Source organism: Sorangium sp. So ce296, assembly GCF_051529605.1.
Taxonomy (GTDB): Bacteria; Myxococcota_A; Polyangia; order Polyangiales; family Polyangiaceae; genus Sorangium; species Sorangium cellulosum_D.
On sequence record NZ_CP150325.1, the window covers coordinates 1,156,636 to 1,173,822 of the forward strand.

9 protein-coding genes are annotated in these 17,187 nt (G+C 73.3%); 5 read left to right on the plus strand and 4 right to left on the minus strand.

Annotated elements, in window-relative coordinates:
• Positions 1 to 65: 65 nt before the first annotated feature.
• Positions 66 to 1,037, plus strand: coding sequence for an FAD-dependent oxidoreductase (locus tag WME98_RS04345; protein WP_437950106.1), 972 nt, complete (start codon positions 66 to 68; stop codon positions 1,035 to 1,037).
• A gap of 784 nt (positions 1,038 to 1,821) precedes the next feature.
• On the plus strand, positions 1,822 to 2,739 hold the full coding sequence (locus WME98_RS04350; protein WP_437950108.1) for a fatty acid desaturase: 918 nt from the start codon (positions 1,822 to 1,824) through the stop codon (positions 2,737 to 2,739).
• 210 nt (positions 2,740 to 2,949) lie between these two features.
• Here WME98_RS04350 and WME98_RS04355 read toward each other — a convergent pair whose 3' ends face one another.
• The gene (locus tag WME98_RS04355; RefSeq protein ID WP_437950109.1) at positions 2,950 to 3,996 is read right to left on the minus strand and encodes a nuclear transport factor 2 family protein; all 1,047 of its coding nucleotides are present in this window, start codon (positions 3,994 to 3,996) and stop codon (positions 2,950 to 2,952) included.
• Between the two features lie 620 nt (positions 3,997 to 4,616).
• Positions 4,617 to 5,315 carry an alpha/beta fold hydrolase gene (locus WME98_RS04360; protein WP_437950110.1) on the minus strand — a complete coding sequence of 233 codons (699 nt, stop codon included), beginning with the start codon at positions 5,313 to 5,315 and terminating at the stop codon, positions 4,617 to 4,619.
• 527 nt (positions 5,316 to 5,842) lie between these two features.
• On the opposite strand from WME98_RS04360, the gene WME98_RS04365 reads away from it, so the two are divergent.
• Together WME98_RS04365 and WME98_RS04370 are read left to right on the plus strand one after the other, a co-directional pair.
• Positions 5,843 to 7,861, plus strand: a complete 2,019-nt coding sequence (locus WME98_RS04365) for a hypothetical protein (protein WP_437950111.1) — start codon at positions 5,843 to 5,845, stop codon at positions 7,859 to 7,861.
• A 254-nt stretch (positions 7,862 to 8,115) separates the two neighbouring features.
• The gene (locus tag WME98_RS04370; RefSeq protein ID WP_437950112.1) at positions 8,116 to 10,563 is read left to right on the plus strand and encodes a thrombospondin type 3 repeat-containing protein; all 2,448 of its coding nucleotides are present in this window, start codon (positions 8,116 to 8,118) and stop codon (positions 10,561 to 10,563) included.
• A gap of 111 nt (positions 10,564 to 10,674) precedes the next feature.
• Here the strand turns inward: WME98_RS04370 and WME98_RS04375 are convergent, their stop codons facing one another.
• Together WME98_RS04375 and WME98_RS04380 are read right to left on the minus strand one after the other, a co-directional pair.
• A complete protein-coding gene (locus tag WME98_RS04375) occupies positions 10,675 to 14,688 on the minus strand; it encodes a serine/threonine-protein kinase (protein ID WP_437950113.1) in 4,014 nt (1,337 codons plus the stop codon).
• 8 nt (positions 14,689 to 14,696) lie between these two features.
• Entirely contained in the window at positions 14,697 to 15,506 is an 810-nt protein-coding gene (locus WME98_RS04380) for a hypothetical protein (protein WP_437950114.1), read from the minus strand.
• A 255-nt stretch (positions 15,507 to 15,761) separates the two neighbouring features.
• Between WME98_RS04380 and WME98_RS04385 the strand changes: the two genes are divergently transcribed.
• A complete protein-coding gene (locus tag WME98_RS04385; protein WP_437332296.1) occupies positions 15,762 to 17,165 on the plus strand; it encodes a serine/threonine protein kinase in 1,404 nt (467 codons plus the stop codon).
• The last annotated feature ends 22 nt before the right edge of the window (positions 17,166 to 17,187 follow it).

Here is a 17,187-nt window from a genome sequence, read left to right on the forward strand (position 1 = left end):
GCCTCGATCCGCGGGCGCGGCGCGCGGTCTCGACGCACGGGCTCAGCGTGCTAGAGCGCGCGATCGTGGAGTCATCGGCGAAGCAAGCTCCGGGGCTGGACGTCACCGTCGTGGGCGCAGGGGTGATCGGATTGACCACGGCGGTCGTCCTCCAGCGCGACGGCCACCGCGTGCAGGTGATCGCGGCGGAGCGCGGCGAGCACACGACGTCCGCGGTCGCGGCCGCGCTGTGGCACCCGTTCGCGGCGAACCCGCCCGAGCGCGTGAACGCGTGGTCGCGGGCGACGCTCGATGAGCTCACGCGCATCGCCCGGGAGCACCCGGAGGCGGGGGTGGATCTCCTGACCACGCGCGAGGCGTCGGACGACGTGCAGCTGCCCTGGTGGGCCCCGAGCGTCCCGGACCTCGCGATCGAGCCAGGACCGCACCCGCTGGGCGCGCCCCACAGCTTCCGGTTCACGGCGCCGCGCATCGAGCCGTCGCTGCACCTGCCCTGGCTGGAGTCCCAGCTCCACCGCCCGGTGCGCATCGAGCGCGTGCGATCGCTCGCCGAGGTCGAGGGCGACGTGGTCGTGAATTGCACCGGGCTCGGGGCGCGCGCCCTCACCGGCGACGGCGAGCTCCTCGCCCTTTACGGCCAGGTAGCGATCGTGGAGCCGGGCGAGGTTCCCCTAGATGTCGCATTGGGTGATGAAAGGGACGAATCCGCGCTCGTCTATGTGATCCCGCGGCGTCACGAGATCGTGATTGGCGGCTGCGTCGTTCCGTCCCCTGACGACCGCTCGCTGACGCCCGACCCCGAGCGTACTGACGCAATGCTCCAGCGGGTGCGGGCGGCCGGCCTTCGGCCAGGCCCCTTGCTCCGCGCGCGCGCCGGCCTGCGCCCGTACCGGAGCGTCGTGCGCCTCGAGCGCGAAGGCCGCGTGATCCACAATTACGGCCATGGTGGCGCGGGGTACACGCTCGCGTGGGGTTGTGCCAGCGAGGTGAGCGCGATGCTGCGGCAGGGCGGCGCTCCGGCGCCCGGCGGCGCCTAGAAGGAACTCGAAGGAGAGAGAAAGAAAAAGCGCGCCCGCACTGTTCCGACGGCGTCGGCGAGCTCAGCGCTTCGCCTCCGGGTTGGCCCCGGACACGCCGTCAAGCCGCGCTCGCGCGGCCGCCGCGCGGCCGCTGCGCGGCCGCCGCGTGGCCGCCGAGTGGCCGCCGAAACGACTGCAACAGCCGCGCCCGCTGCGAACGCCGTGAAGCCCGTGAAGCCCGTGAAGCCCGTGAACGCTGCGAACGCCGTGAAGGCCGAGCAGAAGAGCCTGCCCCTGAAATCCAGCCAACCAGAAGCCCAACGCATCGCTCCGAAAGTCTCGTTGTGCTCTTGTTGCGAGGCTGCTAGATTGGATTCGTGCTCGTCTGCGAGCAACTCTCGCCTTCTCTCGCAGCGGAAACGCCCATGGCGCTCCCCTGTTCATTCGAGAGAGCGGCCGTGGAGGACCTCGCTCTGGAGATCGCCGGCCGCTGACGATCTCGCGGCGCGATCCCTGGAGCGCGGTCTCGGGTGGTCGAACGTTCGCTTGCGCTTGATCCGGCGGCCGTCGTCCGCTGTACCAAAGTGAAGAACCGAAGCTTCCCCCGGGAGTGTTGAACGCCATGAACAACGACGAGAATCGACTCAGTCGTCCATCGGGGCGGCCAGCGGTCTGGAATTTCACGATGAACGACGACGAGCCTCGCTCCAGCCGGCCCTCGGGGCGGCCGTCGGCGCGACCGTCGGGGCGGCCCTCAGGGAGGCCGTCGGGGAGACCGTCCGGGCGGCCGGCGCTCTGGAGCGTGCTCCCGCTGGCGAGCGGCCTGCTGCAGACCCGGCCGATCGAGTGGCCGACGCTGGCGCTCTTCGCGGGCTCGTACGCGCTGTTCGCGGCGTCGGTCTACGCGGGGGTCGCGGGCCTCGTGTCGACGGTGCCGGCGGTGCTCGCGGCGGCGGTCGCGGCGTACGCCGTGTTCACGCCGATGCACGAGGCCGCGCACCGGTCGCTGGCGCGCTCCGCGCTGCTGAACGGCGTGGTCGGACGGCTGTCCGGGCTGCTGCTCATGGCGCCGTTCCTGGCGGTGCGTCACTTCCACCTCGAGCATCACAAGCACACGAACGACGCGGACCGGGATCCCGACCACTGGAGCGGGCGCGGCCCGTGGTACCTGCTCCCGCTGCGCTGGGCGACGCAGGATCTCCACTACTACTACCTGTTTCTGCGCTCGTACCACGCGCAGAAGCGCAGCGAGCGGATCGAGACGATCGCGACGCTCGCGGCGATGTTCGCGATCGTGGCGCTGGCCTTCGGGCTCGGCCACGGCGAGCTCGCGCTGCTCTACTGGATCGTGCCGGCGCGGCTCGCGATCTTCTTCCTCGCGTTCGCCTTCGACTACCTGCCTCACTACCCGCACGAGACCACGGCGGCGCAGAACCGGTATCGCGCGACGCGCGCGATCGACAGCGCGCTGTTCAACGTGCTGCTCTTCGGGCAGACGTATCACCTGATCCACCACCTCTACCCGGCGGTGCCGTTCTTCCGCTATCGGACCGTGTGGAAGTACCAGCGCGAGGAGCTCATGAAGCTCCAGTCGGAGACCCTCGCCCCGCCGCGCGCGCCCTTGCCGCTGCTCGCGGCAGGCAGCCTCGCCGCGCCGCGCGCGCCCACGATCCACGCCGCCCACCCGGTGCAGGCGGCGGCCGAGCTCGACGCCCTCTGATCCGCGCGGCGCGCGCGCCGCGCCGCTGCCGCGCGCGCCGCGTGTGAGCGCGCCGCGTGTGAGCACGCCGCCGTCCCGGGCGCCGCATGTGAGCGCGCCGCCGTCCCGCGCGTTGCATGTGAGCGCGTCGCGCGTGAGCGCGCCGCCGTCCCGCGCGCACGAGCGCACGTCGCCGCCGGCGGGACGATGCGGCGCGCGCGCTTCGGAGGATCATGCCGCGCGCCAGTGCGGCGGGTACGTCGCGTCGTAGCCGGGCAGCGCCTCGATGCGCGCGCCCCACGCCGCGAGCTTCGGGTAGCGCGCGGCGAGCGGCGTGACGGCGAGATCGAGCGGCGCTGCGGCGGGGCGGGTCGCGGCGCGCACGGCGAGCTGGATCGACGGGTAGACGGTGAGGTCGGCCGCCGAGAGGCGCGGGCCTGCGAGGTAGTCGCGCAGCGCGAGCGATGCCTCGATCCGCGCGAGCTCCTCGTGCAGCGTGGCGACCGCCGCGCGCACGGCCGGCTCCTCGCCGGCGAGCGCGGTCGGGTCGCCGGAGAAGACCGCGCGCGCGATCTGGCCGAGCGCCGGGTACAGGTAGTTTTCGTGCTCGGCGATGACGCGCGCGATCGCGCCCGCCTCTTCGGCCGACTCGCCGAAGAGCGGCGGGGACGGGTGCTTTCTGTCGAGGTAGGCCATGATCGCCAGCGACTCGTGGAGGCAGAACGCCCCGTCGCGGATCGCCGGCACCTTCCCGCGCGGGCTCACCTCCAGGTACGCCGGCGCCGTGTGCTCCTCTCTCGAGAGCTGGAGGAGCTTGGACGTGTAAGGCACCCCCTTCACCGCGAGCAGCAGCAGGACCCGCCAGGCGGGCGGGCTGCCGCTGGCCCAGTACACCTCGAGCGCGCCAGCTTGCGGCGCCGACGCCGCAGCGCTGGCGCCGGGCGCGTCGAGGTAGCTGGTGATCTTCGCGATCTTGCGCTGCTCGTTCAGCTCGAACACATCGACGCCGTCGAGCGTACCGTCCCGGCCATCGGCCGTCCTCGTGCGCAGCGTGAACCGCATGGCGGCCCCGAGGCCGAGGGAAAAGACCTTCCGGTCCAGGAACTCGATCTCGCTGAAGGAGGCGAGCAGCCCCTCGACGTGGCGCCGGACCGCGTCCCGTCCCACGAGGCGCGGGGTGGAAGGGTCGGACACGACCACATCGTCGGACAGCATCGCCAGATACGCATCGACATCGCGGGCGACGAGCGCGTCTTGAGAAGCATGGATGATTTTCACGATCTCGTCCACGGGCACCTCCGCTGAGGGCAAGCGCGGAGCAGACATCACCCATGACCCCGCTGTCAACCGGAGGGAGCGCCCTGATACGGAGCCTCGGGGCAAAGACAGCAGGAGCGCCAAGACATCAAGAATACCAAGAGATAGATAGAGCGATACACCTCCTCATCATCTCCACGCTCGTCTCTCGTCTCTCGTGCTCGTCTCTCGTGCTCGTCTCTCGTCTCTCGTCTCTCGTCTCTCGTCTCTCGTCTCTCGTCTCTCGTCTCTCGTCTCTCGTCTCTCGTCTCTCGTCTCTCGTCTCTCGTCTCTCGTCTCTCGTCTCTCGTCTCTCGTCTCTCGTCTCTCGTGCTCGTCCTTCGTGCGCGTGCGCGTGCGCGATTTTCCGGCTTTAGCGCGCACGCGCACGCGCACGAAGAGGGGGACGGAGGACGGGGGACGGGGGACGGGGGACGGGGGACGGGGGACGGGGGACGGGGGACAGTGTGCCACGGTGCTCCGGTCGAGCTCGGCAGGCCGCAGCATCGCCGCGTCGAGGGCGCGCCTCCGCCGCGCGGGCAGCTCACGCGGATCGCCTCGACCGCGGTCGCGCACGCCGGCGGGCCACGACCCCGCGGCGCTCAGCCGCCGCGCGCCATGAACCTCGCCACCGCGTCCGCGAACTCCTCGGGTCGCCCGACGATCCAGTCGTGGCTTCCCTTCGCGGAGACGACGAGGGTCGAGCCCGGGATCAGGCGCTGGATGGCGAGCGCCGAGCCGAGCGGCACCGTGCGATCGCGCGCGCCCCACGCGAGCAGCGTCCGCACGCGCACGCGCACGGCGTAGCCGCTCACGTCCACCGTCGCGGCGATCCGCACGAGGCTCAGCACGCTCCGCGTGTGGACGAGCATGTTGTAGAGGAAAGCGGGCGCCGTCCGCACGGAGAAGCGAGGCTCGAGCAGCATGTCGACCGCGCGCGCGCACACGAGCGACAGGACCGAGCGCGGCGGGTTGACTCCGACGGAATCGGCGAGCACGAGCCCGGATAACCGCTCGGGGTACAGGGCGCCGGTGACCAGCGCCACAGCGCCCGAGAGCGAGTGACCGATCAGCGTGACGCGATCGAGCCGCAACGCGCGCAGCGTGTCGTCGACGCAACGCGCGTACCGCTCCAGCAACCACGGCGCGCGCAGCCGCGAGCCGCGGCGCGAGCCCGGCAGCTCCAGGACGAACACCCGGGCGCGCCGCGCGATCGCGTCCACCGCCGGCCGGTAGGTCGCGCCGCCGACCAGCATGCTGGGCAGAAGCACCACCGGCGCCCCGGTGCCCGTCTCGGTCACATAAACGACCTCATCGCCGACCCGGATCTCCCGTCCGCGGCTCTCCTCCCGCGCCGCTCGCCTCGCCGCGAAGTCCGCGGAGCGGCGCCGGCTCTCGTCTCTTCGAGCCGGCCACAGGACAGACACCTCGGCGGCGCCGCGCGAGCGTCCATCGCAGGGTTCCATCGTTCCATGTCGTCGGGCGCGCTTCCCCATGAGCCGCGAGGCGATGCCGGACGCGTGCCACCGCGCGCGCGGCGCCGGTGCGAAGTGGCGACGCGGAGCGCGTGCAGCGCGGACCGCCGCATGCGAAAACCTGGAAGGTCGTTGAGCCCGTCCCGCGCCGCGCTAAGCTCTTCGAAACAGCAGCAATCTCCAGGCTCACGGGAGCCAGCAGGCGTGTCGGCGCGGGCCGAGGGCCCCGCGGCGCCTGCTCGGATAACCAGCTCTTCGGGAATGACAGAGGCGAAATGTTGAGGTTCCGCTCCACGTCCGGAGATCGGAAGACAGCTGAGCTCAGGGTCTCGGTGCTCTCGGTATCCGCTGCGATGTCCGCCCTCTCTCAGGGTGCATGGGGGACGGACGCCCCGCCCGCAGCAGAGGTCCAGTGGGCGTATGCGCTCGTCGCCGCCCTCGGGTACCTGCCGGCCGCGATCGAGATCGCCGCGGCCACGCTGCGGCGGACGGGGATGTCGGCCGAGGCGTATCTGCGGAAAAATGCAACGCACCTGGATCCAGGAGGGCCTGGGGACGAGATCCTGGGCGTGGTCTTCGGTGACGCGCTGGAGTCGCTCGGCGAGGAGGCGCGCGGCGTGGTGCAAGCGCTCGCCGTGCTCCCCGCGGCGGGGGTCCCGCTGGAGGCGGTCGCGGCGGCGGCGGGGAAGCCCGCGCCCTCGGCCGCTCGGCCGCTTCATCTGCTCGTGCATGGCCGGCTGGCGTCGCTCGATCAGGCCACGCAGACCTACCGGGTGACGCCGCTCGTGCGCGCCGTGGCCCGCAAGGACGTGGCCGGCGACGCGGGGCGCTGGGACGCGCTGCACCGCGGGGCGGCGGACGCGATGCAGGCGCTCCTCTTCTGGACGGCCGCGGTCGAGGGGCGGCCCGAGGCGGCGATGCGCCGGCGCGTCGCCTGCGAGGTGTTCGCGGCCCTCGACATCGCCCCGTTCCGCGACGGCGCGCGCGGCGGAGGCGTGCTGGCGCGGGCGCTCGTCGACGCCTGCACGGTGCTCGATCTCGGGCTCCCGACCGAGGTCCAGCAGCGGCTGCTCGAGGAGGCGGCGCGCCTCGCCGGCGACGCGCTCCCCGAGCTCGGCGCGCGCGCGCTGGCGGCGCTCGAGGGGGCGCGGCGCGCCGAGCTCGCGAGCAAGCGGCGGGGCACCTTCGGGACGCTCCGGGCCACGCCGGCCGCCCGCGAGCGCGGCCGCCCGGGTCACCGCGACGTCCTCCGCAAGGCGGTGCGCGCGAACGCGCAGCGCGCCGCGGCGCGGAGCGCGCCGGTCGAGGACGACGCCCTCCGCGGCGCGAAGGAGCTCCTCGCGCGCGGCGCCCTGCACGTCCGCGAGGGCGCGCTCGAGGCCGCCGCGTCCGACTACGGCGAGGCGCTCGCCGCGTTCGAGGCGGCGCCGGCGGCAGGGGACGGGCGCGGCCAGGCGACGGCGCTCCTGCTCCGCGGCGACCTGCGCCGACGGCAGGGGGACCTCGCGGCCGCCTCGCGCGACGTGGAGCGGGCGCTCTCGGTGTTCAGGGCGGCGGCCGACCGGACCGGAGAGGCGATGGGGCTGCTCGCCCGCGGCAACCTCCGGCTCGACCAGGACGATGCGCAGGGCGCGGCGAGCGACTACGGCTGCGCGCTCACGCTCCTCAGGGCCTGCCGCGATCGCCCGGGCGAGGCCAACGTGCTGAAGGCGCGCGGCGATCTGTGCTTCCGCGAGGGGGATCTCGCGGGCGCGGCGCGCGACTACGACCGGGCGCTCTACATCCTCGAGGGCGTGGAGGAGCGCGTCCTCAGCCAGCTCCGCTCGCCGCCGAGCGGCGCCGAGGAGCGCCGCGGGGCGAGCGCCCGCGCCCCGCGCGAGATCCTCCCGCAGGCCGAGCTCCTCCGGGCGCTCGGCTGCGAGCAGACCCACGCGCGCACGTGGCAGGCCCGCGGCGACCTCCGGCTGCGGGAGCGCCAGACGGCGCTCGCGGCGCGCGACTACGGCAATGCGATCCTGCTCTACCGGGACAGCGGCGATCGGCGCGGCGAGGCCGCCGCGCTCAAGGCCCGCGGCGACCTGCGCCGCGAGCGGGGCGCGCTCCCGGGCGCGGAGCGCGACTACGAGGATGCGCTCCGGCTCTTCGAGGCGCTCGGGGACGGCGCCGGCCAGGCGGCCGTGCTCAAGGCGCGCGCCGACCTGCGCTGCGAGCGGGGCGACACCGCCGGCGCGGCGCTCGACTACACGAGGGCGCTCGCCCTCTTCGACGCGACGGGCGACCCCGCCGGTCAGACGAACGTAAAGAGCGTTCTCACGAGCATCTCGCATCGCGAGGACTCGCCTCGCCCGGCCACAGCGGCTGTCCCGCGCTGAGGGCGCGGCGCCGCGCGGGTCACGCGGGTCGCTGGAGCGACCCGCGCGCCTGGGCCGCGACATCGAGGCACCTTTACGCCGCTCGTTACGCCGCTCGACGCGGGCGAGGTCGGGATTCGCCGCTCACCGATGGATGGCGCGTGACGCCGCGTCACGCGCGCTGGATCGTTCCTGCTTTGTGACTTCGTTGTTCGTCCGTCCTGCGCTAGGGTTCCGCTTGTCCGGATAATTCGCCCCGGCACCGAGGTGGCCCCGTGCGACGACGCCGCTCCTTCGTCGGTATCAGCTTCGCTTTGCTCTCGCTCCTGCCCAGGGCGGCCCTCGCCTCGCCGACGGTGACCGGCTCCACGCCGGAGCTCGGGACGTGGGATGCGCGCCGCGGCGCGCCGCTCCGCGACGACGGGATCGCCCCGGACAGGGCGGCCGGGGACGGCGTCTTCACGGCGGCCGTCTCGTTCGCGGCGCCGGGAGACGTCGAGTACAAGATCTCGCGAAACGGCGTCGATCTCGCGGACGGCGGCGCCGGGGCGGCCAGCGGCGAGAATCTGCGTTTCACGCTGGCCGGCGGGACACCGCCCTACGATGTCACCTTCTACTACGACAGGCGCGACCTGACCGCACAAGGGTTCTTGCCGGCGACCGAGTCGGCCTCGGACTCGCGCAGCGCCTCGCTCGACGAGGGCGGCGCACCGCAGGTGTGGGTCGCCGTCGGAGACTGGCAGAGCTCCGTGGGCGACACCGACTGGAACCCGTACTCGTCCCTCACGGTCGCGCGCGACGACGGCGCCCTCGGCGATCGCGTCGCGGGCGATGGGGTCTATACATACCGCTTCGTGGCCCGGACGGCGCTCTCCGGCGCGTCCTTCAAGTTCGCGGCGCAGGGCCCCTGGAGCACGAGGCTCGGGGCGAACGGCTGGAGCTACGCCCCGCGAGACTCCTCGAGCGGCGCGTTCAGCGCGGCGGCGGGGCAGGTCGTCACGCTGGAGCTCGACGCGCTCCACGGCCGGATGCGCGCGCACGCGTCGAGCCCGGCGAAGCTCCTCCTGACGGAGCTCCTCGTCCACCCGACGGCCGCGGAGTTCGTCGAGATCTATAACCCGGGCAGCGCGCCGGTCGATCTGTCGGACTACTACCTCGCGGACTACCGCTTTTATTATCAGCTCGTCACGCCGGACCCGACGCTCCCGAATACGAATGATTTCCTGGTGCGCTTCCCGGATGGCGCCGAGATCGCCCCCGGTGAGGTCCAGACCGTGTCGCTCGGAGGCGCCGAGTGCTACCGCATGGGGTGCAACGAGAGCAGGGCGTTCAACGGCTGGGGCGCGCCCCCCACCTACGAGATCCAGAGCGCCGGCGGCCCGGAGGGCAAGTCGGCCGCCGCGGTGCCCGACATGCGGCTGCCGATCCCTGGATCGGTGGGAGAGACGCGCGGGCTGACGAACGATCATGAGCTCCTGATCCTCTTTTACTGGGACGGCGTGAGCGATCTCGTGAAGGACGTCGATTACGTCTTTTATGGCGCGACGGGGGCGAACACGCCTGTCAACAAGACGGGTGTATCGATCGACGGGCCGGATCCCGGGGCCGCGCCGAGCGCCTACCTGGACGACGCGGCGGACGACGCCGCGCTGCACGCGCCGCTGTCGGCCGCGAACGGGAGCTGCCGGCAGGACTTCACCGAAGGCGCCCAGAGCGCGAGCGGGGGGAACGGGGTGACCGGCGCGATCGAGACCGGCGAGCCGACGTCGTCGACCTGGGCCGCGTGCGCCGTCCCGACGCCCGGCGCCATCGACTTCGACGGCGACGGCGTGCTCGCGGGCGACAACTGCCCCCATGCGGAGAACCCGCGTCAGGAGGATCTCGACGGCGACGGCGCCGGCGACGCCTGCGACCCGGACGACGACGACGACGGCGCGCTGGATGGCTCGGACAACTGCCCTTCCATCGCCAACTCGACCCAGCGCGACACCGACGGCGACGGCGCCGGCGACGCCTGCGACCCGGACGACGACGACGACACGGTCCTCGACGCCGACGACAACTGCCCTCGGACGCCCAACGCCGATCAGCGGGACTCGGACGGCAACGGCGTGGGCGACGCGTGCGACGCCGACGACGACGGAGACGGCGTGAACAACGACGCGGACAACTGCCCCAAGGCGGCGAACCCCGGCCAGGAGGACTCGGACGGCGACGGGACCGGCGACGCGTGCGACGAGGATCTCGCCGACTCGGACGGCGACGGCGCGCTCGACGGCATGGACAACTGCCCTGACGTGAAGAACCCGGACCAGGCCGACACCGACGGCGACGGCGTGGGCGACGCGTGCGACAACTGCGAGGCTCGAGAGAACGCCGATCAGGCCGACACCGATGGCGACGGCGCAGGGGACGCGTGCGACGCCGACGACGACAACGACTTCGTGAGGGACGTCCACGACGAGTGCCCGACCGAGCCCGGGCATGCGTCGAACCACGGTTGCCCGGGGGGGGAGGGCGGCGGCGCGGCGACCTCGGGCGCGGCGAGCTCGTCGAGCGAGGCGTCGTCGTCGTCGTGGGGCAGCAGCGGCGGGCTCGGCGGCGGCGGACCCGGCTGTGACTGCCACGCCGCGGGCGGCGCGCCGTCGGGCGGCCCGCTTTCGCCGTGGCTCGCGCTCCTCGGCGGCATGCTGCGGCTCGCGTGCGGCCGGCGACGCGCGTGAACGCGGCGCTGCGTCAGCCGTCGAGCCACCGCCGCGCGAGCTCGAGCGTGCGGGCGTTGTCCGGGACTCGCTCCACGGCGAGGGCGGGCTCGCCGCGCCATCCATGGGCTCCTAGCTCCCTCGCTGCCGCTCGAGCCGCTCTCTCATCCAGTTGGGGATCCGCTCGGCCGCCTCGATCGCCCGCGCGAGCGCCGCCTTCCCCTCGGCGTGGCGGCCGCGGCGCGAGCGCGACCGCGCCCGCGCCTCGATCACCTCGATCTGCTCCTGGCCCACGGAGCAGCGGGCCGACCGCCCCTCGAGCTCATCCCATTCCTCGTCGGTGGCGTCGCGCGTCGCCAGGTCGATCATCGACCACAGCACCTCCTCCGCGGGGGCCATCTCCAGGCCCCCGCGCCCCGCGGCGATCGCCTTCGCCTGCTGGGCCCGGATGGTCTCGATGATCTCCCGCGCCTTGTCCTCGTCGCCTCGGTAGAGGAGCAGCCTCGCCTGGAGGAGCTGCGCCCAAGGGCGCGCCTCCTCTCCCCGCTGCTGGCGCTCCAGGTGCGCGGCCCGCTCCACGTGCGGCATCGCCATCTCGAGGTTGCCCACCATGTACAGGTACTCGCCGAGGTTGAACTCCCCCATGAGCTCCATCGCCCCGAGGCCCAGCTCGCGCGAGAGGGCGAGGAGACGGCACATGTCCAGGATCATGCCCTCGTTGTCGCCGAGGCACGCGCGCAGGAGCGCCCGGTTGTTGATGGCCGGCCCGAGGTGCAGGAGATCGCCGCGCGCCTCGCACATCCGGATCGCCCGATCCAGCGCCGCCCCGGCCTCGTCCAGCTTGCTCAGCCCCTGGTAGATGAAGCCGAGGACGAGCAGCGACACCACCAGCGTCTCGTAGCCCGCGTCGCCCAGCGCCTCCGCCTGCGCCGCCGCGCGCTCGAACTCGCGCGCCGCCTCTTCCTCCCGGCTCTCCCGGTGGAGCGACAGCGCCGCCCCCATCGACAGGCGCGCCGAGAGCGCCGGAGGCAGCTCGCCGCTCGCGAGCGCCTTCGCCTGCTCCACCCGCTCCTTCGATCGCCCGTAGTCGTCCATCCAGTCGAGCGTGATGGCCTCGTCGAGCAGGATCTCGATCTGCTCGATCGCCTCCCCCTCCTCGATCGCCATCGCGCGCGCGCGCGCGAGATCCCCGAGCGCGTCGTGGTAGCGGCCGAGCCGGTAGCGCATCAGCCCCCGGCCCCGGTAGGCCGCCCTCCGCCGCGCGCCGCGATCCGGGGCCGGCTGCGCCAGCGCGCGGCTGTAGTGCAGCTCCGCCTCCATGTAGGCGTGCCGCTCCCGCGCCCGCTCGGCCAGCTCCAGGTAGGCCGCCTCCGCCACCGCCGAGAGCCCCGCCTCGGCCGCGTGGTAGGCGATCTTGAACCGCCGCTGCTCCCGGCTCTCGTGCGCCGCCTCGCGGTGGTGCTCGTACGCGGCCAGGTGGATCCGCCGCCGCTCGCCCTCGGCGACCCCCTGCGCGATCGCCTCCCGCATCAGCGCGTGACGGAACCCGAGCCGGCCCTTCCGATCGGCGACCAGCACGCCCGCCTTGAGCAGCCGCTCGGTCCCGACCCGCGCGTCCAGCGGGAAGGCCGCGCCCTCGCCGCGCCGATCGAGGTGGCTCAAGACGCCCGCGATCTCGTCGGGCGACACCTCGGCGCCGAGCAGCGAGACGAGCCGCGCGTGCGCCCCGAGCGCCGGCCCGAGCGCCTCGATCTCCCCCTGCGCCAGCGGATCGAGGAGCGGCAGCGCCGGCAGGCGCTCGAGCTCGTCGGTCGCCAGGTACCACGCGTCGCCTCGCGGGTGCCGGCGCAGGATCCCCTCGCGCTTGAGCCCGTGCACGAGCTCCACGAGGAGCAGCGGCACCCGCTGCGCCCGCTCGATCAGGCGATCGATCGCCGACTCCGGCACGTCCCGCGCGGGCAGGAGCAGGCGCCGGCAGAGCGCCCGCGCGCTGTCGGCGTCGAGGGGATCGAGCCGCACGACCTCGCGCCGCGCCGCCCGCTCGCCCCAGGAGGGCTGCGCCTCGGCGAAGGCGGGGCGCCCCATCGCGCACACCCAGAGCGGCGCGGCCCCGTCCCCGAGCGCCGCGTACTCGAGCGCCGCCAGCGTCACCTCGTGCGCGAACTGCGCGTCGTCGAGGATGATGACGGCCGGCGCGGCCGCGGCGCACCGGCGCAGGCACTCGCCCGCCGCGCGCACGCACGCCGAGCGCAGCGCGCCGGGAACGGCCTTGAGCGCCTCGACGTCCCGGAAGAACTCGCCGCCCGTCCGCTCGTCCACCCACCCGAGCGCCATCGCCAGCCCCGAGCCGAGCTCCTCGCCGAGCGCGGAGCCGAGCCGCTCCGCGAGCGCCGCGCGGACGCCGCTCTCGGGGGGCGCCTCGGGGATGTCGAGCGCCTCGCGCACGAGCTCCTGGAGCGTCGCGTCCGCGACGCCGCTCGTCGGCTCCCGCCCGCGCAGATCGATCAGCCTGGCCTGCGGCAGGCGCTCCCGGAGCTGCCTGACGAGCTCGACGAAGAGGCGGCTCTTGCCGTAGCCGGGCTCGCCGATCACCGACACGACCGTCGGCTGCCGCAGCCGGAGCGCCTCCTCGGCGCTGTGGACGAGGTGCTCGAGGACCTCACGGCGGCCGATGAGCGCGCCGGGGCCCGTCGTCTCCCGCGCGTCGTCGCCGGGCCGGGGCTCGCCATCCCCCGCGCGATCGTCCTCCGGCGCGGCGAGGGACGCCTCCGGGAGCGCGGCCGCCGCCGCGGGCGTGAGGAACGGCCCCGGCGGCCCGGAGGCGGCCGGCCACCGCTCGGCGCGCGAGAAGAGCGGGCTCAGGAAGCGCCGGGCCCCGCCGGGGCGGGCCTGGACCGACACGGGCGCGAGATCGATGAGCACCCGCTCGCACAGCCCCGCGCGCAGGAGCTCGTCGGCCGCGCGCCTGGCGTGGCGCGCCGGGCTCGCCGCGCCCTCGTGGCCGAAGACCGCCGCGTAGCGAGCGCCGGACGCGTGCGCGAGCTCGCCGCCGAGCGCCCGGACCCTGCGCTGCACGGCCATCCGATCCGCCGCGCCCTCGAAGAACAGGAGCCCCACCGCGCGGCGCTCGGCGCCGGCCACGGAGCGAGGCCCTCCGTGCTCGCTCGCGGTGAGCTCGTCGCCGAGCGCGCGCTCCAGCGCGGCGCGGAGCTCGGTCGCGCTCGCGAACCGCTCGCCCCGCTCCTTGGCCAGGCACCGGTGCACCACCTCCTCGATCGCCCGCGGCACGGCCGCGCGCGCCGACAGGCGCGGCGGCCTGCGGCTCCGGTGATCCTCCAGCACCACCGCGCGCGGCCCCCAGAACGGAGGCCGGCCCGCGAAGAGCTCGTACAGGATGACGCCCATCGCGTAGATGTCGGCGCGCGCGTCGAGATCCGCGCGCCCGGCGGACTGCTCCGGCGCCATGTACTCCGCGGTCCCCAGGGCGAGGTCCTCGTCCGGCGCGCCGTCGCGCCGCCCCACGACGCGGGCGATGCCGAGGTCGATGAGGGTCGCCTTCCCCGAGCGATCGACGAAGATGTTCTCGGGCTTGAGATCGCAGTGCACGTAGCCGCGCGCGTGCACGGCCTCGAGGGCCGCGAGCGTCGCGAGGCCGAGCTGGGCGGCCTCGTCGAGCCGCGGCGCCGGCCGCGCGGCGAGGCGGGCGGCGAGCGTGGGCGCGGCGACGAGATCGAGCACGGCGTACGGGGAGCCGTCGTCCAGCGCGCCGCGCGCGTGCACGGCCGGCACGTGGGGCGGCCCCACGGCGAGGAGCGCCTCGATCTCGCGCCGGAGCCGCGGGGCCGCCCCGCGGCGATCGGCGCGCGCGAGCTTGATCGCCGCCGGCTCCCCGCCGCCCTCGGGCTCGGCCTCGAACACGGTGCCGAAGCCGCCCTGCCCCAGGACCCTGCGCGTCCGGTAGCCCGGGAAGCGCGGCAGCGAGACGGGGACGACCTCGGTGATGTCCGGCGGGCTCGCCTCATCGCGATGCGGCTGCGGCGGGCACTCGGGGCACGAGCCCGGGTTCCGCCGCCCGCACGACGGGCAACGCCGATGGTCCGGAGGTGCGCGCTCGGGATCCTGGTTCCGCTGGACCTCGGAGCCCATGCCGCATTTTACGGCGGCAGGAAGGACGTGATCACCACATCCGTGCGCGCCGAGGACGAGATCGCCGGGTTGTCGAGGCATTGGGAGTAGAAGCCGCCGTCGGCGACCACCGCTTCGCACACAGTATCGCACGACCCCGCGAGCGCGATGGGGCCGCACGGCTCCGTGATCGGCGCCCCGGTCGCCGGGTCGGGCTTGATGTGACCTGCCGCACAGTCACGCTTCAGCGCCCGCGCGCGCGCGACGCCTGCCGGCGAGTGGCAGGCCCGTAGGTAGGGCGTCGAGCTGAACAGGTTGCCCCAGAACGCGCCCTCCCTGACCGAGTAGGTCGAGCGCTCGTTCCACGACGAGCCCATGGATACTTGGCTCGCGCGCAGGGAGATCATCACCGGGACGCCGTAATAGTTCGTGCGCGCGGCGAGGCACGCGGAGATGTAGCGCTGGTAGAAGGGATCCGTGAGCGGGCCGTACACCCACCAGTCCACGATCCCGAGGTAGCCGCTGTACGTCTCCTGTCGGCTCGTACCGCCGCTGTCGGTCCACGTGAACGAGAACGACTGGTCCGGCCGGAGCGCACAGCTCACGACGTACTGGAGGAGCTGCCTTGACAAGGCGCCCTGAGGTCCTGGATCCTGGATGGCTGCGAGCGCGGCGGCGCTGAGCGCGCTGGGCTTGAGCGCGTTTGCGCCGAGCAGGCTCGGGGTGAGCGCGCCGGAGAGGAGCGCGTTCCGGTTGATGATATTGGACAGGGCGCCGTTCCCAGCCACGACGGCGCCCTCCGCCTCGCCGATCGGCTCTTCGAGCTCTTCATCGGTCACGTCGTCGATCTCGGCCCCGATGCAGGCGGTAGTAACCAGAGGTATTGCGAGCAGCGCAACAGTCCGTGTCCAGCAAAGGAACATCTTGTTCCCCCTTTCAGCGACGGGTCCCGGCCGGCGGTTCAGTGTCGAGGTGCGGCCAAGTTTAAGTTACCATTTAGAAACGCTCCTGAGTATACCGGTTCATCAAGATCATCCTCGAAGGGGGACAGCGGCGCGCGCGGCGGCCCGTGACGCGCCGCACGGTGGGGCAAGATGACGAAAGAGGACGAGACGAGGCCGTTTTCGGAGGTCGAGCGGGCCAGCGCGCGCGGCGAGCTCCCGGCGGGGACCCTGGCCGGCGAATACATCCTCGAAGGATTCATCGCGCGCGGCGGCTGCGGGGTCGTCTATGCAGCGAGGCACGCCCGTTCAGGGAGGCCCGCCGCGGTCAAGGTGCTGAGCGAGGCGGTAGCTCACTCGCGCCGCGTGGTCGAGAGATTCGCGCGCGAGATCGAGGCTTTACGCCTGATCTCCCACCCCAACATCGTAGAAATTTACGAAGTAGGTGAGCTGAACAACTATCAGCCGTTCTACGTGATGGAGCGCCTGGAGGGGCAGACGCTCGACGCGCTGATCAGGGCCGAGACCCGGCTCGCGCCGCGGGAGGCGCTCGATCTGTTCGAGCCCATCTGCGCGGCGCTCGGGGCCGCGCACGCCGCCGGCATCATTCACCGCGACGTGAAGGCCAGCAACATCTTCATCTGCTCAGGCAAACCACGGACCGTGAAGCTGCTCGACTTCGGCATCGCGAAATTGATGGGACCCGAGGAGGGCTCGACCTGGCTGACCACCGCCGGAAGAATGCCCGGGACGCCATCGATCATGGCGCCCGAGCAGATCCTGGGCGGCCCCATCGATGCGCGGGTGGATGTTTATGCGCTCGGAGTGCTTCTCCATCGCATGCTGGTCGGAAGATTACCATTCCACACACATGACATGGATGAGATGGTGCGGAAGCACCTCGAGGAGCCGCCGATGCCCCCGAGCTTGCGGGTGCCGCTTCCTCTCGAGCTCGACGCGGTGGTGCTGCGGTGTATGGAGAAGCGGCGGGAGCGGCGGTTCGGCTCGGTCGAGGAGCTGGTGCGGGCGCTCCGGGAGGCGATCGGCGAGCCCGCGTCGGGGACGAGGGGCGGGCCCGATCCGACGCAGCCGGCGGTGGGCGTGTACCTGGAGGTGAGGACGCGCGGCGGCTCCGACGACCTCGACGACGCGCTCGCGGCGGACATCGGGCAGGTGCTCGACATGGCCGAGTCGCAGCTCGAGCGCGCGGGGTTCATCCTGGCCTCGACGACCGGCAACGAGGTGCTCGGCGTGCGCCTCTTGCCCGCCGGGGCGGACGCGGAGCGCGACGAGCGGCGCGCGGCGCTCCGGGTCGCGGCGGCGCTGCACGAGGCGGTGGTCCGCCGCGCGGGGGCGGACGCGCGCGTGCACGTCAACGTGAGCGTCCACGCGGACGACGTGCAGGTGCGCCCGGCGGCGCAGCCCGAGATCCTGGGGGGCGCGCTGATGTGCGCGGGCGAGTGGGCGCCGGCCGGCGAGGAGCCAGGGGTCTTCGCGACGCCGAGCGCGACCGCGGGCCTCCTCGGCGAGGAGCTGCGCCCGATCCGCGGCGCGTGACCCATCGCGAGCGCCGCCCGCG

Excerpts from the sequence above, each read along its gene's own strand:
- WME98_RS04375 (WP_437950113.1), bottom strand. The coding sequence starts at position 14,688 with ATGGGCTCCGAGGTCCAGCGGAACCAGGATCCCGAGCGCGCACCTCCG.
- WME98_RS04385 (WP_437332296.1), top strand. The coding sequence starts at position 15,762 with ATGACGAAAGAGGACGAGACGAGGCCGTTTTCGGAGGTCGAGCGGGCC.
- WME98_RS04365 (WP_437950111.1), top strand. The coding sequence starts at position 5,843 with ATGTCCGCCCTCTCTCAGGGTGCATGGGGGACGGACGCCCCGCCCGCA.